This window comes from Pseudomonas sp. 22082 (assembly GCF_052046055.1).
GTDB classification, from domain to species: Bacteria; Pseudomonadota; Gammaproteobacteria; order Pseudomonadales; family Pseudomonadaceae; genus Aquipseudomonas; species Aquipseudomonas pharyngis.
This window is the reverse complement of sequence record NZ_JBQEQB010000008.1, coordinates 138,986-161,715: the sequence shown is the minus strand read 5'-3', so window position 1 is coordinate 161,715 and position 22,730 is coordinate 138,986. Positions and strand designations below refer to the sequence as shown.

General features: G+C 61.5%; 25 protein-coding genes and 2 pseudogenes. 13 read left to right on the top strand and 14 right to left on the bottom strand.

Going from position 1 to position 22,730, the window contains the following annotated elements; translation table 11 throughout:
- Nucleotides 1–42: 42 nt before the first annotated feature.
- The gene (gene alaC / locus ACTJK9_RS12040; protein ID WP_440814014.1) at nucleotides 43–1,257 is read right to left on the bottom strand and encodes an alanine transaminase; all 1,215 of its coding nucleotides are present in this window, start codon (nucleotides 1,255–1,257) and stop codon (nucleotides 43–45) included.
- Nucleotides 1,258–1,397: 140 nt separating this feature from the next.
- Here alaC and ACTJK9_RS12035 point away from each other — a divergent pair, with 140 nt between their 5' ends.
- From ACTJK9_RS12035 to ACTJK9_RS12025, 3 genes are all read left to right on the top strand, one after another.
- Entirely contained in the window at nucleotides 1,398–2,060 is a 663-nt protein-coding gene (locus tag ACTJK9_RS12035) for a LysE family translocator (protein WP_039766147.1), read from the top strand.
- A 68-nt stretch (nucleotides 2,061–2,128) separates the two neighbouring features.
- The gene (locus ACTJK9_RS12030) at nucleotides 2,129–2,623 is read left to right on the top strand and encodes a GyrI-like domain-containing protein (protein WP_064598873.1); all 495 of its coding nucleotides are present in this window, start codon (nucleotides 2,129–2,131) and stop codon (nucleotides 2,621–2,623) included.
- Nucleotides 2,624–2,940: 317 nt separating this feature from the next.
- Nucleotides 2,941–3,429: a GNAT family N-acetyltransferase gene (locus ACTJK9_RS12025; protein ID WP_007951113.1), complete on the top strand. Its 489-nt coding sequence runs from the start codon at nucleotides 2,941–2,943 to the stop codon at nucleotides 3,427–3,429.
- A gap of 88 nt (nucleotides 3,430–3,517) precedes the next feature.
- On the opposite strand, the gene ACTJK9_RS12020 is transcribed toward ACTJK9_RS12025, so the two are convergent.
- Nucleotides 3,518–4,123 carry a pyridoxamine 5'-phosphate oxidase family protein gene (locus ACTJK9_RS12020; RefSeq protein WP_440814009.1) on the bottom strand — a complete coding sequence of 202 codons (606 nt, stop codon included), beginning with the start codon at nucleotides 4,121–4,123 and terminating at the stop codon, nucleotides 3,518–3,520.
- Between the two features lie 17 nt (nucleotides 4,124–4,140).
- Nucleotides 4,141–4,626: a GNAT family N-acetyltransferase gene (locus ACTJK9_RS12015; RefSeq protein WP_440814007.1), complete on the bottom strand. Its 486-nt coding sequence runs from the start codon at nucleotides 4,624–4,626 to the stop codon at nucleotides 4,141–4,143.
- Nucleotides 4,627–4,767: 141 nt separating this feature from the next.
- Between ACTJK9_RS12015 and ACTJK9_RS12010 the strand changes: the two genes are divergently transcribed.
- The 3 genes from ACTJK9_RS12010 to ACTJK9_RS12000 are packed head-to-tail and all read left to right on the top strand — an operon-like array spanning nucleotide 4,768 to nucleotide 6,800.
- A complete protein-coding gene (locus tag ACTJK9_RS12010) occupies nucleotides 4,768–5,193 on the top strand; it encodes a YybH family protein (protein ID WP_085610764.1) in 426 nt (141 codons plus the stop codon).
- A gap of 40 nt (nucleotides 5,194–5,233) precedes the next feature.
- On the top strand, nucleotides 5,234–5,578 hold the full coding sequence (locus ACTJK9_RS12005; protein WP_007951101.1) for a YciI family protein: 345 nt from the start codon (nucleotides 5,234–5,236) through the stop codon (nucleotides 5,576–5,578).
- A complete protein-coding gene (locus ACTJK9_RS12000) occupies nucleotides 5,571–6,800 on the top strand; it encodes an RNA polymerase sigma factor (RefSeq protein WP_221397965.1) in 1,230 nt (409 codons plus the stop codon). The genes ACTJK9_RS12005 and ACTJK9_RS12000 overlap by 8 nt, the downstream gene beginning before the upstream one ends.
- Nucleotides 6,801–6,887: 87 nt before the next feature.
- On the opposite strand, the gene ACTJK9_RS11995 is transcribed toward ACTJK9_RS12000, so the two are convergent.
- Entirely contained in the window at nucleotides 6,888–7,613 is a 726-nt protein-coding gene (locus ACTJK9_RS11995; RefSeq protein WP_440814003.1) for an SDR family oxidoreductase, read from the bottom strand.
- 111 nt (nucleotides 7,614–7,724) lie between these two features.
- On the opposite strand from ACTJK9_RS11995, the gene ACTJK9_RS11990 reads away from it, so the two are divergent.
- Entirely contained in the window at nucleotides 7,725–8,561 is an 837-nt protein-coding gene (locus ACTJK9_RS11990; protein ID WP_440814000.1) for a LysR family transcriptional regulator, read from the top strand.
- Between the two features lies 1 nt (nucleotide 8,562).
- On the opposite strand, the gene ACTJK9_RS11985 is transcribed toward ACTJK9_RS11990, so the two are convergent.
- Nucleotides 8,563–9,417 (bottom strand): LysR family transcriptional regulator, encoded by an 855-nt coding sequence (locus ACTJK9_RS11985; RefSeq protein ID WP_085745156.1) that lies wholly within the window; start codon nucleotides 9,415–9,417, stop codon nucleotides 8,563–8,565.
- Nucleotides 9,418–9,505: 88 nt separating this feature from the next.
- Between ACTJK9_RS11985 and ACTJK9_RS11980 the strand changes: the two genes are divergently transcribed.
- Complete coding sequence (locus ACTJK9_RS11980) at nucleotides 9,506–9,943, top strand: multidrug/biocide efflux PACE transporter (protein ID WP_440813997.1); 438 nt, start codon at nucleotides 9,506–9,508, stop codon at nucleotides 9,941–9,943.
- Nucleotides 9,944–10,003: 60 nt separating this feature from the next.
- On the opposite strand, the gene ACTJK9_RS11975 is transcribed toward ACTJK9_RS11980, so the two are convergent.
- Complete coding sequence (locus ACTJK9_RS11975; RefSeq protein ID WP_440813993.1) at nucleotides 10,004–10,759, bottom strand: SDR family NAD(P)-dependent oxidoreductase; 756 nt, start codon at nucleotides 10,757–10,759, stop codon at nucleotides 10,004–10,006.
- 120 nt (nucleotides 10,760–10,879) lie between these two features.
- Between ACTJK9_RS11975 and ACTJK9_RS11970 the strand changes: the two genes are divergently transcribed.
- Entirely contained in the window at nucleotides 10,880–11,776 is an 897-nt protein-coding gene (locus tag ACTJK9_RS11970; protein WP_440813990.1) for a LysR family transcriptional regulator, read from the top strand.
- A gap of 53 nt (nucleotides 11,777–11,829) precedes the next feature.
- Here ACTJK9_RS11970 and ACTJK9_RS11965 read toward each other — a convergent pair whose 3' ends face one another.
- Both ACTJK9_RS11965 and ACTJK9_RS11960 read right to left on the bottom strand, forming a co-directional pair.
- Nucleotides 11,830–13,443: an inorganic phosphate transporter gene (locus tag ACTJK9_RS11965; protein WP_007951093.1), complete on the bottom strand. Its 1,614-nt coding sequence runs from the start codon at nucleotides 13,441–13,443 to the stop codon at nucleotides 11,830–11,832.
- 256 nt (nucleotides 13,444–13,699) lie between these two features.
- Nucleotides 13,700–14,722 carry a transporter gene (locus ACTJK9_RS11960; protein ID WP_064598851.1) on the bottom strand — a complete coding sequence of 341 codons (1,023 nt, stop codon included), beginning with the start codon at nucleotides 14,720–14,722 and terminating at the stop codon, nucleotides 13,700–13,702.
- Between the two features lie 275 nt (nucleotides 14,723–14,997).
- Here ACTJK9_RS11960 and ACTJK9_RS11955 point away from each other — a divergent pair, with 275 nt between their 5' ends.
- Nucleotides 14,998–16,620: a methyl-accepting chemotaxis protein gene (locus ACTJK9_RS11955; RefSeq protein ID WP_440813986.1), complete on the top strand. Its 1,623-nt coding sequence runs from the start codon at nucleotides 14,998–15,000 to the stop codon at nucleotides 16,618–16,620.
- Nucleotides 16,621–16,732: 112 nt separating this feature from the next.
- Entirely contained in the window at nucleotides 16,733–17,176 is a 444-nt protein-coding gene (locus tag ACTJK9_RS11950) for a hypothetical protein (RefSeq protein ID WP_440813983.1), read from the top strand.
- Nucleotides 17,177–17,246: 70 nt separating this feature from the next.
- On the opposite strand, the gene ACTJK9_RS11945 is transcribed toward ACTJK9_RS11950, so the two are convergent.
- Nucleotides 17,247–17,552, bottom strand: a complete 306-nt coding sequence (locus tag ACTJK9_RS11945) for a PepSY domain-containing protein (protein WP_007963131.1) — start codon at nucleotides 17,550–17,552, stop codon at nucleotides 17,247–17,249.
- A 138-nt stretch (nucleotides 17,553–17,690) separates the two neighbouring features.
- Nucleotides 17,691–18,818 carry a glycerophosphodiester phosphodiesterase gene (locus ACTJK9_RS11940; RefSeq protein ID WP_221397958.1) on the bottom strand — a complete coding sequence of 376 codons (1,128 nt, stop codon included), beginning with the start codon at nucleotides 18,816–18,818 and terminating at the stop codon, nucleotides 17,691–17,693.
- Nucleotides 18,819–19,036: 218 nt separating this feature from the next.
- On the opposite strand from ACTJK9_RS11940, the gene ACTJK9_RS11935 reads away from it, so the two are divergent.
- Nucleotides 19,037–19,363, top strand: coding sequence for a DUF2025 family protein (locus ACTJK9_RS11935; protein ID WP_007951085.1), 327 nt, complete (start codon nucleotides 19,037–19,039; stop codon nucleotides 19,361–19,363).
- 147 nt (nucleotides 19,364–19,510) lie between these two features.
- Here ACTJK9_RS11935 and ACTJK9_RS11930 read toward each other — a convergent pair whose 3' ends face one another.
- Nucleotides 19,511–19,825 carry an antibiotic biosynthesis monooxygenase family protein gene (locus ACTJK9_RS11930; protein ID WP_440813979.1) on the bottom strand — a complete coding sequence of 105 codons (315 nt, stop codon included), beginning with the start codon at nucleotides 19,823–19,825 and terminating at the stop codon, nucleotides 19,511–19,513.
- Nucleotides 19,822–20,529, bottom strand: coding sequence for a CTP synthase C-terminal region-related (seleno)protein (locus tag ACTJK9_RS11925; protein ID WP_221397957.1), 708 nt, complete (start codon nucleotides 20,527–20,529; stop codon nucleotides 19,822–19,824). Before ACTJK9_RS11925 ends, ACTJK9_RS11930 begins: the two co-directional genes overlap by 4 nt.
- A gap of 15 nt (nucleotides 20,530–20,544) precedes the next feature.
- Between ACTJK9_RS11925 and ACTJK9_RS11920 the strand changes: the two genes are divergently transcribed.
- Nucleotides 20,545–21,486 (top strand): LysR family transcriptional regulator, encoded by a 942-nt coding sequence (locus ACTJK9_RS11920; RefSeq protein WP_440813976.1) that lies wholly within the window; start codon nucleotides 20,545–20,547, stop codon nucleotides 21,484–21,486.
- A gap of 6 nt (nucleotides 21,487–21,492) precedes the next feature.
- Here ACTJK9_RS11920 and ACTJK9_RS11915 read toward each other — a convergent pair.
- Together ACTJK9_RS11915 and ACTJK9_RS11910 are read right to left on the bottom strand one after the other, a co-directional pair.
- A pseudogene (locus tag ACTJK9_RS11915) lies at nucleotides 21,493–21,930 on the bottom strand (methyl-accepting chemotaxis protein); the annotation flags it as partial.
- A 108-nt stretch (nucleotides 21,931–22,038) separates the two neighbouring features.
- Nucleotides 22,039–22,722 (bottom strand): annotated as a pseudogene (locus tag ACTJK9_RS11910) (PAS domain-containing protein); the annotation flags it as partial.
- Nucleotides 22,723–22,730: the final 8 nt, after the last annotated feature.

Below are 22,730 nucleotides of genomic sequence, written 5' to 3'. Positions count from 1 at the left end.
CCGCCTTCGCGGGCAAGCCCGCTCCCACAGTGTGACGTGTCGTCAGACGATTTTCGGTGCCAGGCCATCCGCCCGGAACATCCCGCGAATCCCGCGTACCGCCTGGCGAATCCGGTCCTGGTTTTCGATCAGCGCAAAGCGCACGTGATCGTCGCCGTACTCACCAAAACCGACACCCGGCGAGACGCAGACCTTGGCCTCGGCCAACAGCTTCTTGGCGAATTCCAGCGAACCGAGGTGCGCGTAGGCGTCGGGAATCTTCGCCCAGACGTACATCGAAGCTTTCGGGTTCTCGACCATCCAGCCCAGTTCATGCAGGCCTTTGACCAGCACATTGCGGCGCTGGCGATATTGCTCGGCGATGTCGCGCACGCATTGCTGATCGCCTTCCAGCGCAGCAATCGCGGCCACCTGCAGCGGGGTGAAGGTGCCGTAGTCGTGGTAGCTCTTGATCCGCGCCAGGGCGCTTACCAGCTCCGGGTTGCCGACCATGAAGCCGATGCGCCAGCCCGCCATGTTGTAGCTCTTGGACAGGGTGAAAAACTCCACCGCAATGTCCTTGGCGCCCGGCACCTGCATGATCGACGGGGCTTTCCAGCCGTCGTAGACGATGTCGGCGTAGGCCAGGTCGTGCACCACCAGCACGTCGTACTGTTTGGCGAGGGCGATCACCCGTTCGAAGAAGTCCAGCTCCACGCACTGCGCGGTCGGGTTCGACGGGAAGCCGAGGATCATCATCTTCGGTTTCGGGATCGAGCCGCGAATCGCCCGCTCCAGCTCGGCGAAGAAGTCCACGCCCGGCACCAGCGGCACCGACCGCACCTGGGCGCCGGCAATCACGGCACCGTAGATGTGAATCGGGTAGCTCGGATTTGGCACCAGCACGGTGTCGCCCTGATCCAGGGTCGCCAGCATCAGGTGCGCCAGGCCTTCCTTGGAACCGATGGTGACGATGGCTTCGCTTTCCGGGTCGATCTCGACCGCGTAGCGCTCCTTGTACCAGTTGGAAATCGCCCGGCGCAGGCGCGGAATGCCCTTGGACGTGGAGTAACCGTGGGTGTCTTCGCGTTGCGCAACCTGCACCAGTTTTTCAACGATGTGCGGCGGCGTGGCGCCGTCGGGGTTGCCCATGCTCAAGTCGATGATGTCTTCGCCACGACGTCGGGCGGCCATCTTCAGCTCGGCGGTGATGTTGAAAACGTAAGGGGGGAGTCGATCAATGCGCGCAAAGCGGCGCGGCGAACCTTGTTCAGCCATTGTTGCCTCGGATAACGTAAGCGCCCGGAACCGTCCGAGCGACGCTGGTCACTGCGGTGACCTGTGGCGGACGATAAGGTCAGCGATGGCAGACTGTCCAGAGCCTTTGTAAACAAATTTTTCTCAAGGAAAACCGGTTGATGGAATTTACCAGCGGCTTCTTGCTGAGCCTTTCGCTGTGCCTGGATATCGGCGTGGCCAACATCGCGATGATCACCCTGGCGATGCAGCGCGGCTATTTTCAAGGCTTCGCGCTGGGCCTCGGCACCTGCGTCGGCGACCTGATTTACGCGGTGCTGGCACTGGCCGGGATGACCGTTCTGTTGCAATACGAAACCGTGCGCTGGGTGCTGTGGATCGGCGGTTCGGCGCTGTTGATCTACTTCGCGGCGAAGATGATCTATTCGGCGATCCACCACGAGGCGCAATTGGCGGCGACCGCCGAGGTCGGCCAGAACTCTCATCGCAAGGAGTTCTTCCGTGGGATTTTTCTCGCCATGTCGTCGCCGAGCGCCATCCTCTGGTTTGCGGCGGTGGGCGGTACGTTGATCGCCCGTTCCGGTGGCGGCGGTCCACTCAGCTCTGCGCTGTTTCTCGGTGGTTTCCTGTGCGCCGGGCTGCTGTGGTCGGCGGGACTGTGTTTCGCCGCGAGCCATGGCGGCAAGTTGCTGGGCGACAAACTGCTGCGCTATTCGTACATGGCATCTGCCGCGATCTTCTGCTATTTCGCGGTCTACGTGATCGTATCCGGTTATAACGAGTTTGTCGGCTCCGGGGCCGCCGAGGCCCTGCATACGCTGTAAATGTGCGAATCGGGTTTGGCTTCTATACTCCCAGCCGAACCCACTTTTTTCGTTCAAGGAGTCGAGTCATGGATGAGCAAAAACGCGTCGAAGTGGCTGAACCTCGCTTCGAACATGGACACTTCCTGCTGATTGCAGGTTTTCGCGATCGCTTCACCAAAGAGACCGTTCAGGACATCCCTGCGCTGTGGGAAAAACTGATCCCGCACATCGGACATATTCCGGGGCAGAAGGGTGAAGTGACCTACGGCGTTTGCAGCAATTTCGACGGCAACGGTGGTTTCGATTACATGGCCGGGGTCGAGATCAGGAAGCTGGACGATTTCCCGCAGGAAAAATATCCGTGGATCGAAATCCTGCCACGCCAGTACGCGGTGTTCGAACACAAGGGTTCGCTGGATCAGTTGCCGCAGACCATTGATTACATCTACAAAACCTGGCTGCCGGCATCCGAATACAAAGGGCTCAACGCCCCGGAGCTGGAACGCTACAGCGCCGACTTCAATCCGAAGCTCAATACCGGCAAGCTGGAAATCTGCGTCCCGGTGGAAAAGAAAACCTGATCGGCAACCGGCAGCGCGAACCCGCTTCGCGCTGCCGGTCGAGCCTTACTTGCCCTTGATCCGTCGTGCCCGCAACAGGTCGATGCCCAGGGTAATGAAGCCGAAGAAGCTGATGCCCAACACCATCAACAAACCGATTTCCACGCTGCTCATAAACGGTTCCCCCCTCGGGTGATCAGAGACAGGCACCAGAAATAGACCGTCCCGAATCCGAAGAAAAGCGCTTATACGCAGGCTTTACGCCCCCTGCGCGGATCGATATGAACACCTTATTCCTTTATCCTTGGCGGCCTTGTTTCCACTGATTTCGAGCCGCCATGAACACCGTCATCCGCCACGTCACCGCCGCCGACCTGGATCGCTGCTACGCCATCGAAACCCTCGCCTACGAGGGCGACGAAGCCGCGACCCGCGAGAAGATCGCCACGCGCATCGCCACCTGGCCGGACGGTTTCATCGTCGCCGAGGTGGACGGGCAGGTGGCAGGGTTCATCAACTCCGGTGCAGCGTTTGACGTGCAGATGTCCGACGAGGCGTTCAAGGAACTGATCGGCCACGACCCGGCCGGGCCGAACGTGGTGATCATGTCGGTGGTGGTACACCCGGATTATCAAGGCCTGGGCCTGGCCAAGCGTCTGCTGGGGGAATTCATCGAACGCATGCGCGAGCAGGGCAAGGCGACGATTCACCTGATGTGCAAGGAACGGCACATCCCGCTGTACGCCGGATTCGGTTTTGCCTACATCAAACCGTCCGAATCCGACCACGGTGGAATGGCGTGGCACGAGATGATCCTGACTCTCTGAAGAACACTGCAAATCCCCTGTGGGAGCGGACTTGCTCGCGAAGGNCAAGCCCGCTCCCACAAGGGAAAATGGTGTTTGCAAGTTTTGGTCAGTACAGCGTGTCGAGCACTCGCTTCGGGGCCTCGCGGTCGTAAGCCTCGGCATCAAACTGCCCATCATTCAGACGCTTGTGAAACGCGCCCGCCGTCGGCAGCGCCGAGCGTGGCAAGTGCGTTTCAGGATTCCACGCATCCGAACGCACGAATGCCTTGGAGCAATGAAAGAACGCCGCTTCCACCGTCACCAGCAACACCGTGCGCGCCGGTTTGCCATTCACCGCGAAGCTTTCCAGCAACTCGGGATCAGCGCTGATGGTCGCCGTGCCGTTGACCCGCAGCGTCTCGCCGATCCCCGGAATGATGAACAGCAGCGACACCCGTGGATCGTGCAACACGTTGCGCAAGGTATCGATGCGGTTGTTGCCCGGGCGATCCGGCAGGGCCAGAGTGCGCTCGTCAATGATCCGCACAAACCCCGGCGCATCGCCGCGCGGGGAACCGTCGATGCCGTCGGCACCCACCGAGCTGACAATCACCAACGGCGAAACCCGGACCATCGCCTGATAGTCCTCGTTGAGAAAACCGATCTGTTTGCGCACCGCCCGTTCGTGGGGCAAGCCGTAGATGGCTTCCAGCGCTTCGATTGAATCGATCATCGTTGCTCCCTCGACGATTAGAAGAACAACCCCATGCGTCGCTCGTAACCGATGCGGCCCTTGTACGCTTCGCCGCTGTCGACAAAGCCGTACTTGGCGTACAGCGCAATCGCGGCGTCGTTGTCGGCGTCCACTGACAGCTCCAGCCCTTTGATTTCCGGCCAGGCCTGGCGCGCAACTTCCGGCAACGCCAGCAGGCAGGCTCTGCCGTAACCCTTGCCCTGTGCGCGGTGATCGACCTGCAACGCATGCAGGGTGGCGCTGTGTTCATCGGCCCATTCCGGCAGAACCGGCGGGCGCTTGAGCAGCAGGAACGCCACTGGCTTATCTTCGGCCAGCAGGGCAAAACCCTTCACGCCAGGGCCGGGTTTCGACAGCAGCGTGTGCAGGGCGCCGTGGATGTCGCCGGAGAACTTGATCTGCTCGGCGTGGATTTCAATCGCTTCGACCTGCTGACGCTGCATGGCGTTAAGGCTCTCGTACGGCACGAGTTTGGCTGACAAGGGAATTTCCTTTTTCCTACAAAGATGAGCCTCGGATTCTAGCGACTTTGCGTTCGCTGGAATTTTTTTGTTTCAGCTGTCGATCCGGCAAATCGCCGAACGACTAAGGGTGTCTTCACAACAAAAACCACGGAGAACACCATGAGCGCACAAAGCGATATCCAGACCCTGATCAACACCTACCGCGAAGCCGTCATGACCAAGGACGTCGAGAAAGTCATGGCGCTGTACGCCGACGACATCCTCTCGTTCGATGCGATCAAGGCCCTGCAATTCAAGGGCAAACCGGCCTACCGCGCGCACTGGGTGGATTGCATGGAAATGTGCCCCGGCCCGCACATCTTCGAGTTCCACGAAATCGCGATCGAAACAGGCGACAACATCGCCTTCGCCCACTGGGTTGCCAACTGCGGCGGCACCAATGAACAGGGCGAAACCCAGAGTTGCTGGATGCGCGCCACCGCCTGTTATCGGCTGGTCGGCGGTGCCTGGAAAATTGCCCACGAGCACTGGTCGGCGCCGTTCGATCCGATGACCGGCTCGACCCTGTTCGATGCGAAACCCTGATCTTCAGCCATAGTTGATTCGTCCGATTCAGGAGAACGCCATGAAGTATTTATGCCTGGTCTACAGCGATGAGCGCCTGCTGCATTCGTCACCCGACAGCCCGGAGGACGCCGAATGCTGGGCCTACGCCGAGTCGATCCAGGGCAGCGGCCGAATGGTCGCCGCCGAAGCGCTGGAGTCGGTGCAGACCGCCACCACGGTGCGCATGCGTAACGGCAAGCTGTCGATCACCGACGGGCCGTTCGCCGAGACCAAGGAGCAGTTGGCCGGCTTCTACCTGATCGACGCGCGGGACCTCAACGAAGCGATTCAGGTCGCCGGCAACATTCCGGCGGCCCGGGTCGGCAGCGTCGAAGTGCGTCCCGTGCGCCAGTTGAATGTCTGAAGTCAGGGCGCGGGTCGAGCAGGTCTATCGCGAAGATTCGCGGCGGATCCTCGCGACCCTTATTCGCTTGCTCGGCGATTTCGACCTCGCCGAAGAAGCCTTGCACGAGGCGTTCTTCGTCGCGGTCGAACGCTGGCAGCGCGACGGCGTGCCGGACAATCCGCGGACCTGGCTGGTGTCCACCGGGCGCTTCAAGGCCATTGACGTGTTGCGCCGTCGCGCACGGTTCAAGGCCTCGCAACCGTTGTTGCTGGCGCAACTGGAAGAACTGGAACAGTCCGAATGGGACGCCGAAGACGTGGAAGACGATCGCCTGCGCCTGATCTTCACCTGCTGCCACCCGGCGCTGGCGGCGGACGCGCAGGTGCCGCTGACCCTGCGTGAAGTCTGCGACCTCACCACCGAGGAAATCGCCCGGGCATTCCTCTCGGCCCCAGCGGCGATTGCCCAGCGCATCGTGCGGGCCAAGGCGAAGATCCGCGACGCGAAAATCCCTTATCAAGTACCGAGCCTGAGCGAATTGCCCGAACGCCTCGACAGCGTGTTGCGGGTGATTTATCTGGTGTTCAACGAAGGCTACTCGGCATCCGGTGGCGCCCAGGTGACCCGCGAAGACCTGACCCGTGAGGCGATCCGCCTCGGGCGGTTGCTGCTGGAGTTGTTGCCGGACCCGGAAGTCATGGGGCTTCTGGCGTTGATGCTGCTGCATGAATCGCGGCGCTCGGCGCGGTCGACGCCGGATGGAGAACTGATTCTGCTGGATGATCAGGATCGCGGATTGTGGAATGCCGAGCTGATCGCCGAAGGCTGTGATCTGGTGGAAAAGGCGCTGACCACGGGACGCTTTGGGCCTTACTGCCTGCAGGCAGCGATTGCGGCGGTGCACGCCGAAGCGCCGACGGCGGGGGAAACGGACTGGGCGCAGATCGTCGGGCTGTATGACGTGTTGCTGCGAGCGGTGCCGTCGCCGGTGATCGAATTGAACCGGGCGGTGGCGGTGGCCAAGCGTGACGGGGCGCTGGCGGGGTTGACCTTGATCGAGGGGATTCTGGGGCGTGGGGAGTTGCAGGATTACCACCTGGCGCATTCGGCGCGGGCGGAGTTTTGTCGGCAGTTGGGGCGGGTTGAGGAGGCGCGGGTGGCTTACCGGCGAGCCTTGGAATTGACCCGGCAGGAGCCGGAGCGGCGGTTTATCGAGGGGCGGCTTAAAGCATTGGACTGATCCGAAAGGATCGTTGGCAATATTGGCCTCTTCGCGGGCAAGCCCGCTCCCNCCCGCGAAGGGGCCATCAAGGTCTGTAACAATGGATCAGGCTTGCTGACGCGTGGCAGCCATCACAATCTCGCGAATACAAACCCCCTGCGGCTGCTCATACGCATAAGCAATCGCCGTCGCCACATCCTCGGCGCTCAGCACCGTGCCGCCCATGTCCTGTTTCCACGCCTGATACCCGGTCTTGATCGCCTCATCCGTGGTGTGGCTCAGCAACTCGGTCTCTACCGCACCCGGCGCAATCGTGGTCACCCGCACGTTATGCGGCGACAGCTCTTCACGCAGGTTTTCCGACAATCCATGCACCGCAAACTTGGTCCCGACATAGGCCACATGGTTGGGGAAGGTCTTGCGCCCGGCCACCGAGCTGACGTTGATGATGGTGCCATGCTTGCGCTCGATCATCCCGGCCACCACCGCGTGCACGCCGTTTAGCAGGCCTTTCACGTTGACGTCGAGCATCTGGTCCCACTGCGCCGGGTCCTGTTTGCTCATCTCGCCCAGCAACATCACCCCGGCATTGTTGATCAGCGCATCGGCCGGGCCGAACTGCGCTTCCGCTTCGGCCACAGCTTCCAGCAATGCGGCGCGGTCGGTAATGTCGACACGGCGGCTGAGGGTGTTCGGCAGTGCCAGAGCTTCAAGGCGTTCGATGCGCCGCGCCAGCAACAACAGTGGATGGCCGGCCGCGCTCAAGCGGCGGGCGGTGGCTTCGCCGATGCCCGAGCTGGCGCCGGTGATGATGATCAAGGGCTTGCTCATGGTTGAACTCCTGAAATAAGAAAAACAAATAACCAGATTCGTGACGCAGTATATTTAGCCCGCTGGAGGCTGAAAAATGCCTTATTCCTCTGTCTGCTATCGGAATCTCCTATGGATATCCGCCATCTCAAAGCCTTCCTCGCCGTGTTTGAGGAACGCAACATCACCGCTGCCGCGCAACGGCTGTTCATCAGTCAGCCCACGTTGTCGGTGACCATCAAACAGCTGGAAGAAGAGCTCGGCGCGACGCTGTTCGTGCGTCAGCCCCGTGGTGTGGACGTCAGCGACGAAGCGCGACTGCTGTACCCGCAGGCACGCCGGATGGTGGCCGAATCCGAGGCGCTGAGCCGGATGTTTCGCGGCCGCGAAAATCGCGTACCGCTGACCCTCGGCATCGAGGGCGACATCGCCGCCAGCCACATCGAAGCCTTCGTGCGGATGGCTCATCAGGCGTTGCCCAATCTGCTGCTGACCCTGGAGGAGGGCTGTCATGGCGACGGTCGATTGGCGGTCGAGGAAATGTGCTGCGAGGACGAACTGTTCCTGCCGCTGTGGGAAGAGTCGTATGTGATGGCGCTGCCTCTCCACCATCCGATGGCCAACGCGCAGGCAGGCTGGGCGCCGATCGAAGACTGGATCACCTGTCCGCAACATCCTTCGCATCAACGGTTGATGGCGCTGTACGGACGCTCGCCGGAAGTAGTGGCCGGGCATGCCGGTTCACTGCAACAGGCGTTGCACATGGTGGCGGCGGGTGTCGGCGTGGCGATGTTGCCGCAGTCGCTGGTGAGCGGGCACGAGCGCATCGTTGTAAGAGCGCTGCACCTGCCGGCGCCGACCCGGCGGGTGGGATTGTGCTACGCGGCGCAGGCGCTGGAGTTGCCGACGATGCGGGGGTTGCACACGTATTTTCAGGTCAATCGCCCGGCAGCCATCGAAGCCGCCTGAGCTATTCCAGCATCTTGCTCAGCAACCAGCTCCCCGCCGGCCCCGGCGGGTACAGCCGCGACCACAGCGCATCGACGAACACCGGTTTCGGCCAGCCGCGCACCTTCAGTTCCACCAGCAAGTCATTGCCGAAACGCTCCACCAGCCAGCGCGGCAGCGGGGCCCAGCCGAAACCTTTCTCGGCCATCTCCAGCAGCATCAGATAACTCGGCGCCGACCACACCCGGCCTTTGCCGCGACTGTCATAGGGATTGACGATGGTGGCCAGGCGCAGCTCGCGATGCTGTTCAAGGACCGTTTGATCGATGGATTCCTGTGTCGCCAACGGATGACCACGCCCCACGAACAAGGCGATTTCCGTACGCTCGGCGACGGTCGCGCTCGCCAGATCCGGTGGGTAGTTGTCCTGCATTTCGGCGAACGCCAGATGCGCTCGACCGCGCTGCACCAGTTCGACCAGGTCATCGCACTCGGCGATCAAGCATTCCAGCTCCAGATCCGGATAACGCTGCTCGAACCCCACCAGTGCCGCTTCGAAACGGTCGGACTGATAAGTGTCGGAAATCGCCACCGTCAGTTTCGGCTCGACGCCCTGAGCCAATTGCCGGGCGGTCATTTCCAGGCGGCTGGTGGCCGACAGAATCGCCTCGGCCCGTTGCAGCATCACGTGCCCGGCCGGGGTCAGCGTCGGCTTGCGGCTGCTGCGGTCGAACAGCACCAGATCCAGATCAATCTCCAGACTGGCCACCGCCGCGCTCACGGTCGACTGACTGCGCCCGAGTTTGCGCGCCGCCGCGGAAAACGAGCCTTGAGTCGCCGCCTGGACAAATGCCAGCAACACTTCCTGAGACGCCATGAACTATCGCCTTGATCGATGGTTATTGGTTATGAAGTATCGGTGTGGTGCTGGATCATGGCAACCATCTTCACAGAGGACTTCGGCCATGACTGCCAACAAATCCATCACTGAGCGTATCTTCCAGGCCATCGGTTTCGAACTGCTGGCGATCCTGATCTGTACCCCGTTGCTGGCGTGGATCATGGGCAAACCGCTGGTGGAAATGGGCGCCGTCACTATCGCCATCGCGTTGCTGGCCCTGGGCTGGAACGTGGTGTTCAACGCCTTCTTCGACCGCATGCTCAAGCGCTGGAACATCGCCCACAACGCCTGGGTGCGAGTGGCGCACGCGCTGCTGTTCGAGGGCGGGTTGATCGTGATGGGCGTGCCGCTGATTGCCTGGTGGCTGTCGGTCAGCCTGTGGCAGGCGTTCCTGCTCGACATCGGCGTGCTGCTGTTCTTCCTGCCGTACACCTACATCTACCACTGGGGTTATGACGTGGTGCGCGAGCGACTGGTGATGCGCAGCGCTTGCCAGAACTGAAAGCAAAAAATCGCCGCCTGTGAGGGCAGCGATTTTTTTTGTCCTGGATTTTTGCCGGGTTTAGAGAAACATCCCGCCGGACGCTTCAATCCGCTGACCGTTGATCCACTGCGCCCCCGGCGACAGCAACAGCGCCAGCGCACCGCCGATGTCATCCGGCTGCCCGGCACGGCCCAGGGCGGTGTTGCTGGCGACCATCGCATTCAACGCCGAATTGTCGCGCACCGCGCCGCCGCCGAAATCGGTTTCGATGGCACCCGGTGCCAGGATATTCACGGCGATCTGCCGCGCCCCCAGCTCCTTGGCCTGATAACGGGTCAACACTTCCATCGCGCCTTTCATCGCCGCGTAAGCCGCGTAACCCGGCAGGGTGAAGCGCGCCAGACCGCTGGAGATGTTAATGATCCGCCCGCCATCGTTGATCAGCGGCAGCAGTTGCTGAGTCAGGAAGAACGGCCCTTTCAACTGCACATTCATCAGCAGGTCGAACTGCTCCGGCGTGGTGTCGGCGAACGACGCATGCACGCCAATTCCGGCGTTGTTGATCAGGAAATCGAAGCGCGGACGCTCGAGCTGTTGCAGCGCCTGCTCGACTCGCTCAGCGAAATCGGCAAAGCCTTCGCTGCGGCCGACATCCAGTTGCAGCATCACGGCTTTGGCGCCGAGTGTTTGCAGTTCCTGCACCAGCGCCTGGGCTTCATCGGCGCGGCTGTTGTAGGTGCCGATGATGTCCACGCCTTGCGCGGCGAGGTGCAGGGCGGCGTTCTTGCCGAGGCCACGGCTGGCACCGGTGATCAATGCGATTTTGCGGTTCATGGGTCTTCCTCGATGGCAGTGACGGTTGATGGGGCACAGTTTATTTATCCGCTGTGAGGTGATAAACAGACTGAAACCGGAATCACTGGTCGGATTGTCCGAACAATCAATGGGTGGCCCATGAACAAACTGGAACTGCTGCGCACCTTCGTCCGGGTCAGCGAATTGTCGAGTTTTACGATGGCGGGGGAGGATCTGGGGCTGCCGCGCTCGACGGTGTCCGAGCAGGTGCAGGCGCTGGAAACCCTGCTCGGCACGCGCCTGCTGCAACGTACCACGCGCAAGGTCCAGGCGACTCAGGACGGCCTCGCGCTGTATGAACGCAGCAAGGATCTGCTGTCGCACATGGACGAAATCGAAAACCTGTTCCGTCAGGACGAAGCGTCGCTGACCGGGCGGATCCGGATTGACATGCCGAACATTCTGGCGCGGCGGCTGATCATGCCGAAGTTGCCGGAATTCATGGCCAGGCATCCGAACCTGGAGCTGGAAATCAGCAGCACGGATCGCCGGGTAGACCTGCTCGCCGAAGGTTTCGATTGCGTGCTGCGCATCGGCGCGCAGCCCGATCAATCGGTGGTGGCGCGGCACCTGGGGGATTTCAGCATGATCAACTGCGCCAGCCCCGCGTACCTGGAGCGCTACGGCGTGCCGCAGACCATTGAAGATCTGGCGCAGCATCGACTGGTGCACTACGTCGGTGTGCTGGGTTCGCGTTCGGAAGGGTTTGTCTACGAGCAGGACGGACAGGTCCACCGGGTGCCGATGACCGGCAGTGTGACGGTCAACAGCACCGATGCGTACGAGTCGGCATGTCTGGGCGGGTTTGGTCTGATCCAGGTGCCGCGCACCGGGATGAACACCTATCTGGACAGCGGCGAGATCGTCACCGTGCTGCCGCAATACACCGCGCCGGCGATGGGCATTTCACTGCTGTACGCGCGGCAGCGTCATCTGCCGTTGCGGGTGCGGGTGTTTATGGACTGGCTGGGGGATTTGATTCGTTCGACGCTCTGATTCCTGCCGCAAATCCCTGTGGGAGCAACGGCTCTCACAGGGATTCGGCTGGATCAGAAAATCTGGGTAAACAGCCAATACAGGCTGCCCGACAACAGAATCGCCGCCGGCAAGGTCAGTACCCACGCCATCAGCAGATTGCGGATGGTCTTCATCTGCAAACCGCCACCGTTGGCGACCATGGTCCCGGCCACGCCCGAGGACAGCACATGAGTGGTCGACACCGGCAGACCAAACATGTCGGCGGCGCCGATGGTCAGCATCGCCACGGTTTCCGCCGAGGCGCCCTGGGCGTAGGTCAGGTGGGTTTTGCCGATTTTCTCGCCGACCGTGACCACGATCCGCTTCCAGCCGACCATGGTGCCCAGCCCCAAAGCAATCGCCACCGCGATCTTCACCCACAGCGGAATGAACCGCGTGGCGTTGTCGATCTGTTGCTTGAACAGTTGCAGCTTGCCGCTGGTGTCGGCGTCGAAGGTGCCGACCTTGTTCTTGTCCATCAGGCGAATGGTTTCGCTGGCCAGGTACATGTCGTTACGCACGTTGCCCATGGCCTCGGCCGGTACTTTCGCCAGCGAGCCGTAGCCTTTGACTTCTTCACCGATGTGTCCGGTCAGCGAGGCAAGGGCCGGGATCAGTTGCGGCGTAGCTTCCTTGCTGCGCACGTAGTCGGAGAGCACGGCGCGCGGATCGGCCGGTGCCGGCAGTGGTGCACTTTTCACCAGCGCTTGCTGGGTCACTTGGGCGACGGCGGCGAATTGCAGCGACTGTTCTTCCGGCATCGTGCGGTTCAGTGCATAAGCCATCGGCAGGGTGCCGACCAGAATCAGCATGATCAGGCCCATGCCTTTCTGACCGTCGTTGGAACCGTGAGCGAACGAAACGCCGGTGCAGGTCAAAATCAGCAAGCCACGAATCCACCACGGCGGCGGGGTATTGCCTTCCGGCGCCTTGTACAGCGAACGGTTTTTCACGAACGCGCGCAACGCCAGCAGCAACAGCGCCGCGCAACCGAAACCCACAAGCGGCGACAGCAGCAGCGCGTAACCGATCTTGGTCGCCTGGGCCCAGTCCACACCGCTGGTGCCGTCGCGGCCGTGCATCAGCGCGTTGGCCACGCCGACGCCGATGATCGAACCGATCAGCGTGTGCGATGACGAAGCCGGCAGGCCCAGCCACCAGGTGCCGAGGTTCCACAGGATCGCCGCGATCAGCAGGGCGAAGATCATCGCGAAACCGGCGGACGAACCGACCTGCAGAATCAGTTCCACCGGCAGCAGCGCAATGATGCCGAACGCCACCGCGCCGCTCGACAGCAGCACGCCGAGGAAGTTGAAGAACCCCGACCAGACCACTGCGAAATGGGGCGGCAGCGAATGGGTGTAAATCACCGTGGCCACGGCGTTGGCGGTGTCGTGGAAACCGTTGACGAACTCAAAACCCAGCGCAATCAGCAGCGCCACACCGAGCAGCAGGAACGGGGTCCAGGTGGTGACCACCGTGCCGAGTTCGTGCATGTCGTGCATCAGGCTGTAGGCGGTGAACAGCAGCCCCATCGCCAGCACCGCGAAAAACACCACGTAGGTGAACGGGCCGGTTTTCTTGTCGAGGGCCGGCCTGCCACTGGCAGCGGGGGCCGGGCTGGCGGTCAGGGAGGGAGTAGCCATGGGCGGACAATCCTGAGCGGGGGAAGGAGTGTCGCCCATGATCGTTGCTAAATATTACAGAGAGGCTGCGACAGATCAGTGTTTGGCGGATTAGCCGCGCCGCTGATCTGAAGGGTGATGAAGATCCAATGTGGGAGCGAGCCTGCTCGCGATAGCGGCATATCTCACACATTACTTTCGGATGTGCCGATGTCATCGTCGGATCGCCGCCCGGAACAGGCTCGCTCCCGCAGGGGAAGTCGGCGCTCGGCAGCGTTTAGTAATCCCGCCGCTTGCGAAACGCCCAGCGCCCGGCGATCACCGTGAACGTCGCCACCAGCGCCACCAGAATCCAGAACCCCTCCGGATCGGTGGCCAGTGGCACACCGCCGACGTTCATGCCGAAGAAACCGGCAATGATGTTGATCGGCAGCGCCAGCACCGTGACCACGGTCAGAGTGAACAGCGTGCGGTTGCTCTGTTCGTTGAGGTTGGCGGCGATCTCTTCCTGCAACAACTTGATCCGCTCGCCGAGGGCGGTCAGGTCGTTGATGATCAGCGCGAACTCCTCGGTGGACTTGCGCAGCTCCTTCACGTCTTCCTTCTGCAACCAGGGCGGCGGCCGATTGAGCAGGCGCAGCAGCGAGCCCGGTTCCAGCGCCAGCAGCCGTTGCAGGCGCACCAGCACCCGCCGGTTGGCGCCGAGTTCGGCGCGGTTGGTCGACAGTCGCGAGGAGAGCAATTCGTCCTCGACCTGATCGACGCTCATGCTGGTCTTGCGCACGATCTGGGTCAGCACTTCGCCCTGGTCGCGCAGCAGGTGCACCAGCAGTTCCAGCGGCGAACGAAAACACTCGCCGGACTTCACCGACGACCGCAGCTTGTCCACCGAGTGCAGCGGTTGCAGGCGCGCACTGACGATCAGTTTGCTGCGCACGCAGACCCACAACGTCGAAACGTCTGAAGAAACCATGCTGCTGAGGTTGAACACCACATCGTTGACCACCGCCAGCAACGCCGAATCGACATGCTCGATGCGGGTCGAACGCGAACCTTCGTGCAGCGCTTCGAAAAATTCTTCGGGCAATTGCAGATGGCTTTTCATCCAGCGCTCGCACGCAGCGTGGGCCAGGTTCAGGTGCAGCCAGAGAAACTCATCGCTGTCGCTATCGTCTTGCAGGCAGCGCAGGGCGGTCGCCGAATCCACCTCGCGCCCGCGTTCGCCGGGTCGAAATCGAAAGCCGTAAAGCAGGCCGAACAGGTCAGGATCGCGATGGCTGATATCGAGGCTGTGGTTCATGAAGGCTCGCTGCGAGGAGGCGTCTGTCGCGGGATTTGCAGATTCACCTGAGCCGCATCATCGCAACGTCACATGACGCTTGTGTGACAGCAAAATGACGTCAAATCAACGCGTTACCGGCGGTCGGAAATCGCTCAAGAAGGCCTCTGGCACGCCGATCACGCATGAGTTAGGTTGCGCGCCTTCGGCCAAGAGCCAAGGTCCGCCGACACGGATGTCCGGCTAAAAAATCACGTCTTACCGGACGTGCCTCATCCCTGTCCCGAGTACCTGCAATGCTGCAAAAATCCCTGAGAGCGCAAATTCTCGCCCTGCTGAGCGGCAGCCTGCTGGCGATGCTGTTGATCGCGCTGGCCTGCTTTCACTTCCTGTCCAACGGCGTGCAGAGTTACAGCCAGTTGATCGCCGGCCCCTTGCACACTTCGCAACTGATCGACGAAGCCAACCTGCAATTCAAGGTGCAGGTCCAGGAGTGGAAAAACGTCCTGCTGCGCGGCAAGCAACCGGCGGATCTGGCCAAGTACTGGGGCCAGTTCGAAGACCGTCAGCGCGATGTGCAGGGCATCCTCGGTGAGCTGGCCAACCAGAAAGGCCTCGAGCCTGCGCTGAAAACCCGCATCGAACGCCTGCGCGAAGAACATCGTCTGCTCGGCGCTGCGTACCAGAAGGGTCGTGATGCCTACGTCGCCGCCGGTGCCGATCCGACTGCTGGCGATGCCGCCGTCAAAGGCGTTGACCGTGCCGCCAGCGATCAGATGAGCGAACTGGTCGCCGAGTTGCGCAAGCAGGGCACCGAGCAATCGGCGCAGATCAGCGCCAGTGCTGATCGCACTGTGTGGCTGGGGCTGCTGGTGATGCTCGCGTCGGGTTTGCTGATTGGTTTGCTGAGCCTGTGGCTGGTCAACCGCAACCTGGTCGAGCCGATCCGCAAGCTCATCGACTACGTCACCCAGTTGAGCAGGGGCCGAATGGTCGAGCGCGTGGTCAGTGACCGTCAGGACGAGCTGGGCAACCTGGCGGCTGCCGCCAACACCCTGCGCGATTTCCTCGCCGAAACCTTCAATCATCTGCAACGCAGCGCCAAGGATCTGGACAACGCCAGCGGCGAGTTGAATGCCATCGCCACGCTGATGGCCGGCGGCACCAACGAACAGTTCAACCGCACCGATCAGGTGGCCACCGCGATGAACGAAATGTCCGCCACTGCCCAGGAAGTCGCCCGTCATGCGGCCGACGCCGCTCGTGCTGCCGACGATGCCGATCAGTCCGCGCAACAGGGCGAGAAGGTCATGCAGAGCACCATCCACAGCATCACCCAGATGCGCGGCGAAATCGCCAACACCGCCACGGTCATACGTCGTCTGGAAGCCGACAGCGGCCGCATCGGCAAGGTGCTGGAAGTGATTCGCGGGATCGCTGAGCAGACCAACCTGCTGGCGCTCAACGCTGCCATCGAAGCGGCCCGGGCCGGTGAAGCCGGGCGTGGTTTTGCCGTGGTTGCCGACGAAGTTCGCAACCTCGCGCAGCGTACGGCGGAGTCGATCATCGAGATCAACCAGATCATCCACAGCGTGCAGACCGGCGCGGTGGATGCGGCCCACGCCATCGACAGCGGCCAGACCCGCAGCGATGAAAGCGTCGAGCAAGTGACCCAGGCCGGCGCCATGCTCGAGCGCATCACCCACGCGGTGGAAGCGATCCGCGACATGAACCGTCAGATCGCCACGGCGGCTGAAGAGCAGACTTCGGTGGCCGAAGACATCTCGCGCAACCTGACCGAGATCACCTCGATCGCCAGCACCAACCTCGACAACGTGCAGCGCACCGAAAGCGCCAGCCAGAACCTGCATGGCCTGTCCGGCCAACTGAACGACGTCACCGCTCGCCTGAGCGTCTGACCGGCCAGTGACTGTGTACCGGTTCGGATACCGAGTCGGTACACAGTCGATCTCAATTCGTGCAGACCGCCGCCGATGCCCGGTTATCTATCACCGGCATTGGAGATTTCCCATGGTCAGCATCACGTCTGTTTCGATCAATCAGACCGTCACTACGTCTACCAGCAAAACCTCGATTGCCGACACGGGCGACGACACTTCGACCACCGCGGCGGCCGGCACCGCTGTGAAGGCCGACACCAGCAAAGTCGCAGCAGGCGGCGGTGCGGCGCCGGCGGGCGACAGCAGTTCCAGCAGCGATGAATCGGACACCGTGAAAGCACTGCGCAAGCAGATCGCCGAGCTGCAGAAGCAGTTGCAGGAAGAGCAAAAGGCGCTGCAAGCGGCCCAGGCCAAGCAGGAAAGTCAGGATGCCAAGGCGGCGGATGTCGCGGCTGCGCAGTCGCAGATCGCGACGACGTCGGCTTCATTGCAGACGGCGACGGCGGCGTTGTTGGCGGCATTGCAGGACTCGGACAGCAGCACTTCCGGCTCGCTGGTCAGCACCTCAGCTTAAGGTCACCACAAAACAATGTGGGAGCGAGCCTGCTCGCGATGGCGNCTCCCACGGGGATTGTTGGGGTGAATCAAGTGTCTTGCTTGTTGCTCAACACTTTGCCGGTGGTGGCATCGAAGTCCACATCGAATTCTTTGCCATCGGCAGTTTTGAGTTCAACTTCGTACTCATAACCATTGAAGTGGTTATCCAGGTCGGTGTCGGTAATGGTCGCACCCGGATGCAGTTTCAGCGCTTCTGCGTTCATCGACTCCAGCGACTTGATCTTGCCTTCCTTGACCAGTTGCGGGATCTGGTCAACGCGAACGTCAGCCTGGGCCAGGCCAGCGGTGAGGGTCAGGGCGGCAGCGGTAAACAGGGCAGTCAAAGTTTTCATCGGTTATTCCTTTGGGTGATTCGTTTAAGTGAGTTCAGGTTAATCGCCGCAACTTAATTCACCCTTAAAACGCAGCGAGCAGGCCGGACTCCCCGAGGGAGCGAGCCTGCTCGCGATACTGACGCCCGAATTTGCAGATCAGAAGCCGTTGTTCTTCAACACCTGATCCACACTGGCGGCGGCCGGGCGTTTGTAGAACTTCAGCAGTTCGCTGGCGCGGTTGGTGAAGATGCCGTCGACGCCGGCGGCCATGACTTTCTCGAAGTCCACCGGCTCATCCACGGTGTAGACGTGCACCAGCAGGCCCTGATCGTGGGTGTACTGGTTCATCCAGGGCTGCACCAGATCCGAATAGCTCTGATCGCCGCCGTGGGTCAGCTTCGCCGAAGGACCAGTGCCGATCGCGCCCTGAGCCTTGGCGTAGTCGATCCACTGCTTGAACTCGGCTTCGGATTTCGGCTCCTGCTTACCGTAGAAAGCGTTCTTGTCCTTCTCGCCGGATTCGGCAAAGGTCACTTTGGATTTCGGCTCGATGCTGCCTTCGCCGACCCACAGCAACAGGATTTTCGGCACCTGCGGCATTTCCTTCTGCAGCATTTCCAGGCTGCTCTTCTCGAACGTCTGCAGGATCACCTTGCCTTTGCCCTGACCGACACCGAGAGCGCTTTTCGCCAGTTTCGAACCGGCCGGGCTCAACCAGCCGCGATCCTGGAGTTTTTCCTTCAGGTCATGCTCGATCCCCGGAAACAGCTTCGGCTCCTTGGTTTCAATGTACAGGCCGGGTTTGTGCTTTGGGTTGGCCTGGGCGATGTCGATGATTTCGTCGAGGGTCAGAATCTTCAGACCGACGTAGGACGGGCGGGCGCGATCCGGGTACTTGGCGTTGTACCAGCTGCCGGCGTCGAGGGTTTTCAGTTCGGCCATGGTGAAGGCATTGGCCGGGCTGTCCTTGCGCTCCGGGAACTTGGTGGCGACGTCGGTGGTGCGTTGCAGGTTGTCGTCGTGCAGGGCGAACAGCACGCCGTCCTTGCTGCGTTGCAAATCCATTTCCAGGTAATCGGCGCCCAGGTCGCGGGCCAGTTTGTAGGACGCAGCGGTGGATTCCGGGGCATCGAAGGAGGCGCCACGGTGGGCGATCACCGCCGGGTGCGGAATGCCGTGAGTGGCGGCCAGTGCGACGGGGCTCGACTGGTTGGCGGCGTGGGCCTGACCGAGGCCGAGCATCAGGCTCAGCAGCAGTGCGCTTTTGGTGAAAGTGGCGGGCATTATCGAGTTCCTTTCGCAGGCATTTTCAAAGATGTACCTTTTAGCAACTCAAACGAAAACCTGCTATCGCGAGACCGACATAAACGTACTGAAAGCGAAAATTTGCGCACTTTTGTGCGTTCGTTTGCAGTACGCTTGGCCACGGCAACCGCCCCGGCAGAGGGCGCGCCACCCATTGCCCTGCGTGTAAACCTTCGATCACTTTTGTGAGGTTTACCATGCGCATCACATCGCAACTCATCTGCCAGGCCGCCGACGACCTCAAGGGCTTTGTCGGCCTCAACCGCAAGACCGGCCAGTACATCGTGCGCTTCAGTGAGGATTCGTTCGGCATGGACGTGGCCGATGACGGCATCATTCCGTGCAGCGAATTCGTCTGGGCACCGACCACCGAACAGACCATGACCCTCAAGCGCGAACTGATCCAGTTGCTGCTGGACCAGAACATCGATGACCGGATCAACATCACCGAGCCGTTGCGCGTTTATATGAATAAACGCGAAGTGCCGGAGATTGAGGCGGTACGTAGTCTGGTGAAGGGCTGAGATTCTGCTGCGACTGTTCTGGCCCCTTCGCGGGCAAGCCCGCTCCCACAGGTACCGCGTGATCTTGAGAACAAGGCAGTACCCTGTGGGAGCGGGCTTGCTCCGGGCGGCGTTCCGACGAAGGGGCCAGTGAGTACACCTTAATAGTCACTGGCCGAACCGATATTCCCGCTCCACCCGACACACCCGCGTCTGATACGCCGAATACCACTCGGCCCGCCCACGCGCCTGAATCACCCGGTGCTCCGGATGCTCGCGCCACGCCAGAATTGCCGCCTCACTCTCCCAGTACGAAACCGTAATCCCCACCCCCTCCGCGCCCCGGATCGAATCGACGCCGAGAAAACCCGGTTGCTCGGCAACCAATTGCATCATGCGCTCGGAGGCCTCGGCATAGCCGTTATCGCCCTCGGTGCGGGTCGAAGTGAAGATCACGGCGAAACACGCAGTGTTCGGATTCATCGACAGTGCTCCGAGCAGGCTTCGACAAACGCTCGCACCAGCGGTGGCAAGTTCCCCTTGAGCGCCGCACGCTCCGGCTGGAACAGTGTGGCGACAAAGAACACATGGTTTTGCAGTTCGATGGCGCGCAGATCGCCTGCCGAATCGTGACCCACGGCGTGTAGTTCATGGGTCAGCAACTCCCTTTCGAACTGCGGATTCACACCGTAGCGGCAGCGATAGCCTTCGCGAATTTCCGACGTTTCGTACGCCCTGGCGATCAACGAACCGGGCACCAGATGAATGCTGTCCACTGCCTCCACCAGCGAGCAGGTCAGCGGTGTGAGCACCGCGCGGCTGGAGTCTGGCGAGGTTTCGCCATGCTCGGCGTCGGCCCAGCCCAGCACGTGGCGGGAAAACTCCAGCGCCGCATGCTGAAAACCGCCGCAGGTGCCGAGGAAAGGGCGCTGCTGCTCGCGGGCAAAGCGGATGGCCCGCAGGGCCCCGTCTTCACTTTTATAGGGGCTGGCCGGCACACACCAGAAGCCGTCGAAATGTTCCAGCGGTGTCTCCGGCAGGATTCGGTCGGTGGCCAACCATTCGAAATCGATCGGACGGCGATGGTGTTCCGCCGCCAGTCCAAGGGCGACCGGGATGGCTTGGTGGGCGGTGACTTGCGGGTCGAAATCACCGATCAGGGCGATGCGCAGGGCTCTGGATTCCATGAGGACTCGCTGTGCTTGTTGAGGGACGAAGCTCACTATAGATTGGCGTTCACGCACTCGAAATTGGCGTTTGCCCAAGTGATCAATGCAGCCACGCAATACCAACTGGATTTCCCGGATCTGGCCCTGATCCTCGCTTTAGTGCGCGGCGGCTCTCTGGCCCGGGCCGCGCAGCTGTTGAGGGTCGATGTGTCGACGGTGTTTCGCGCCGTGCGCCGACTGGAAGCGTCACTCGGCCAGCAACTGTTCGAAAAAAGCCGCGCCGGTTATTTGCCCACCAGCCTCGCGCAGACCTTGGCCGAGCAGGCCGAACGTGCCGAGCAAGCACTGGAAGCGGCGCGTATCGGTGTGGAGCAGGGCGGCGAAGTGGTCAGCGGCACGGTGCGCCTGACCTGTACCGATTCGGTGTTGCAAGGTCTGCTACTGCCGGCGCTCGCGCAGTTCATGCCGAACTATCCGGCGCTGACCATCGAGCTGAGCACCTCCAACGATTTCGCCAACCTCAGCCGCCGTGATGCCGACATCGCCCTGCGCCTGACGCGTACACCGCCGGAGCATCTGGTCGGACGTGAGCTGGCGAAGATTTCCTACCGGGTCTGCGCCAGTCAGCGTTATCTACAAAAGGTTGAAGCGACCGATCTGGCGGCGCTGACCTGGATCGCCCCTGACGACTTTTTGCCTGATCACCCGACCGTCGCCTGGCGCCGTCAGCAGTTGCCCGGTGTGACGCCGAGCTATCGCTGCAACAGCATGCTGTCTGTCACGGAACTGGTCCGCGCCGGACTGGGCGTGGCGGCGTTGCCGGACTTTCTGATCGGTGATGGTCTGCAAGCCCTGAGCGAACCCTTGCACGGTTACGACACCGCGTTGTGGTTGCTCACCCGCCCGGACTGCCGCGCATTGCGCTCGGTGGTCACGCTGTTCGATGAACTGGGGCGGGCGCTGCGGTGGCCGTGATCGCGTTTAACCCGGCGCCCGGTCATTGGCGAACATGCTCACGGCTTCCACCGCTTCGCTGGCGCCGTCACGAATCTGCAAAATCACCGTACCGGCCTGATCCGCCAGCTCAACACCCTGCGCCGCGCGACCACGGGTGCCATCCATGCTTTTGATCGCCTGACGGGTTTCGGTCTGGATCAGGCCGATCATGTTGGAAATTTCCGCTGTCGAGCCGCTGGTGCGCGCCGCCAGTTGCCGCACTTCATCGGCCACCACGGCAAAACCGCGACCCTGCTCACCGGCTCGCGCGGCTTCGATGGCGGCGTTCAGGGCCAAAAGATTGGTCTGATCGGCAATCGCGCGGATGGTGTTGACGATGGCGGTGATCTGCTCGGAGCGCTCGCCGAGTTGTGCGATCAGGGTTGAGGATTCGGCGATGTCGTCGGCAATTTCGCGCATTTCACTGGCCGCTTGCTGAATCACTTGCGTACCTTGCTCAGCGACTTTTCGGGTGGCCACCGAGATGTGATAGGCGGCGCTGGCACTGCGCGCATCCTGCTCGTGCTGCTCGACCCGGGCGGTCACGTCCGACGCGAACTTCACCACTTTGCACAAGCGGCCGGCGGCGTCGTAGACCGGGTTGTAATTGGCTTCAAGCCACACGGTCTGCCCGCGTTTGTCGACGCGTTCGAACTGGCCCTGAAACAGTTCGCCCTGATTCAGTCGGCGCCAGAAATCCTGGTAGGCGCTGCTGTTGACCAGTTGCGCGGGGCAGAACAAACGGTGATGTTTGCCTTTCAGTTCGGCGAGGGTGTAGCCCATGCGCGTCAGAAAATTCTGATTGGCGGTGAGGATATTGCCGTCGAGATCGAATTCGATCACCGCCATGGCGCGGTCGATCGCCTGCAATTTCGCATTGGCTTCGCTTTCCTGCTGCACTTTGGCGGTGACATCCATGGCGTACTTGACCACTTTCACCACGCGACCCGAGTCATCCTTGATCGGGTTATAGCTGGCTTCGAGCCAGATCGGACGGCCCTGGCTGTCGATGCGTTCAAAGGTGCCAGATTGGAATTGGCCGCTTTTCAATCGCGACCACAACTCGGTGTACTGATTGCCACGGGCAAACTCGGGAGAACAGAAATGGCGATGGGGCTGCCCGATCACCTGTTCGCGGGTGTAACCCATGGTTTTCAGGAAGTTGTCGTTGGCGCGCAGAACCACACCGTCGACATCGAATTCGATCACTGCCATGGAGCGGT

Excerpts from the sequence above, each read along its gene's own strand:
- alaC (WP_440814014.1), bottom strand. The coding sequence starts at position 1,257 with ATGGCTGAACAAGGTTCGCCGCGCCGCTTTGCGCGCATTGATCGACTC.
- ACTJK9_RS12035 (WP_039766147.1), top strand. The coding sequence starts at position 1,398 with ATGGAATTTACCAGCGGCTTCTTGCTGAGCCTTTCGCTGTGCCTGGAT.
- ACTJK9_RS12030 (WP_064598873.1), top strand. The coding sequence starts at position 2,129 with ATGGATGAGCAAAAACGCGTCGAAGTGGCTGAACCTCGCTTCGAACAT.
- ACTJK9_RS12025 (WP_007951113.1), top strand. The coding sequence starts at position 2,941 with ATGAACACCGTCATCCGCCACGTCACCGCCGCCGACCTGGATCGCTGC.
- ACTJK9_RS12020 (WP_440814009.1), bottom strand. The coding sequence starts at position 4,123 with ATGATCGATTCAATCGAAGCGCTGGAAGCCATCTACGGCTTGCCCCAC.
- ACTJK9_RS12010 (WP_085610764.1), top strand. The coding sequence starts at position 4,768 with ATGAGCGCACAAAGCGATATCCAGACCCTGATCAACACCTACCGCGAA.
- ACTJK9_RS12005 (WP_007951101.1), top strand. The coding sequence starts at position 5,234 with ATGAAGTATTTATGCCTGGTCTACAGCGATGAGCGCCTGCTGCATTCG.
- ACTJK9_RS12000 (WP_221397965.1), top strand. The coding sequence starts at position 5,571 with ATGTCTGAAGTCAGGGCGCGGGTCGAGCAGGTCTATCGCGAAGATTCG.
- ACTJK9_RS11995 (WP_440814003.1), bottom strand. The coding sequence starts at position 7,613 with ATGAGCAAGCCCTTGATCATCATCACCGGCGCCAGCTCGGGCATCGGC.
- ACTJK9_RS11990 (WP_440814000.1), top strand. The coding sequence starts at position 7,725 with ATGGATATCCGCCATCTCAAAGCCTTCCTCGCCGTGTTTGAGGAACGC.
- ACTJK9_RS11985 (WP_085745156.1), bottom strand. The coding sequence starts at position 9,417 with ATGGCGTCTCAGGAAGTGTTGCTGGCATTTGTCCAGGCGGCGACTCAA.
- ACTJK9_RS11980 (WP_440813997.1), top strand. The coding sequence starts at position 9,506 with ATGACTGCCAACAAATCCATCACTGAGCGTATCTTCCAGGCCATCGGT.
- ACTJK9_RS11975 (WP_440813993.1), bottom strand. The coding sequence starts at position 10,759 with ATGAACCGCAAAATCGCATTGATCACCGGTGCCAGCCGTGGCCTCGGC.
- ACTJK9_RS11970 (WP_440813990.1), top strand. The coding sequence starts at position 10,880 with ATGAACAAACTGGAACTGCTGCGCACCTTCGTCCGGGTCAGCGAATTG.
- ACTJK9_RS11965 (WP_007951093.1), bottom strand. The coding sequence starts at position 13,443 with ATGGCTACTCCCTCCCTGACCGCCAGCCCGGCCCCCGCTGCCAGTGGC.
- ACTJK9_RS11960 (WP_064598851.1), bottom strand. The coding sequence starts at position 14,722 with ATGAACCACAGCCTCGATATCAGCCATCGCGATCCTGACCTGTTCGGC.
- ACTJK9_RS11955 (WP_440813986.1), top strand. The coding sequence starts at position 14,998 with ATGCTGCAAAAATCCCTGAGAGCGCAAATTCTCGCCCTGCTGAGCGGC.
- ACTJK9_RS11950 (WP_440813983.1), top strand. The coding sequence starts at position 16,733 with ATGGTCAGCATCACGTCTGTTTCGATCAATCAGACCGTCACTACGTCT.
- ACTJK9_RS11945 (WP_007963131.1), bottom strand. The coding sequence starts at position 17,552 with ATGAAAACTTTGACTGCCCTGTTTACCGCTGCCGCCCTGACCCTCACC.
- ACTJK9_RS11940 (WP_221397958.1), bottom strand. The coding sequence starts at position 18,818 with ATGCCCGCCACTTTCACCAAAAGCGCACTGCTGCTGAGCCTGATGCTC.
- ACTJK9_RS11935 (WP_007951085.1), top strand. The coding sequence starts at position 19,037 with ATGCGCATCACATCGCAACTCATCTGCCAGGCCGCCGACGACCTCAAG.
- ACTJK9_RS11930 (WP_440813979.1), bottom strand. The coding sequence starts at position 19,825 with ATGAATCCGAACACTGCGTGTTTCGCCGTGATCTTCACTTCGACCCGC.
- ACTJK9_RS11925 (WP_221397957.1), bottom strand. The coding sequence starts at position 20,529 with ATGGAATCCAGAGCCCTGCGCATCGCCCTGATCGGTGATTTCGACCCG.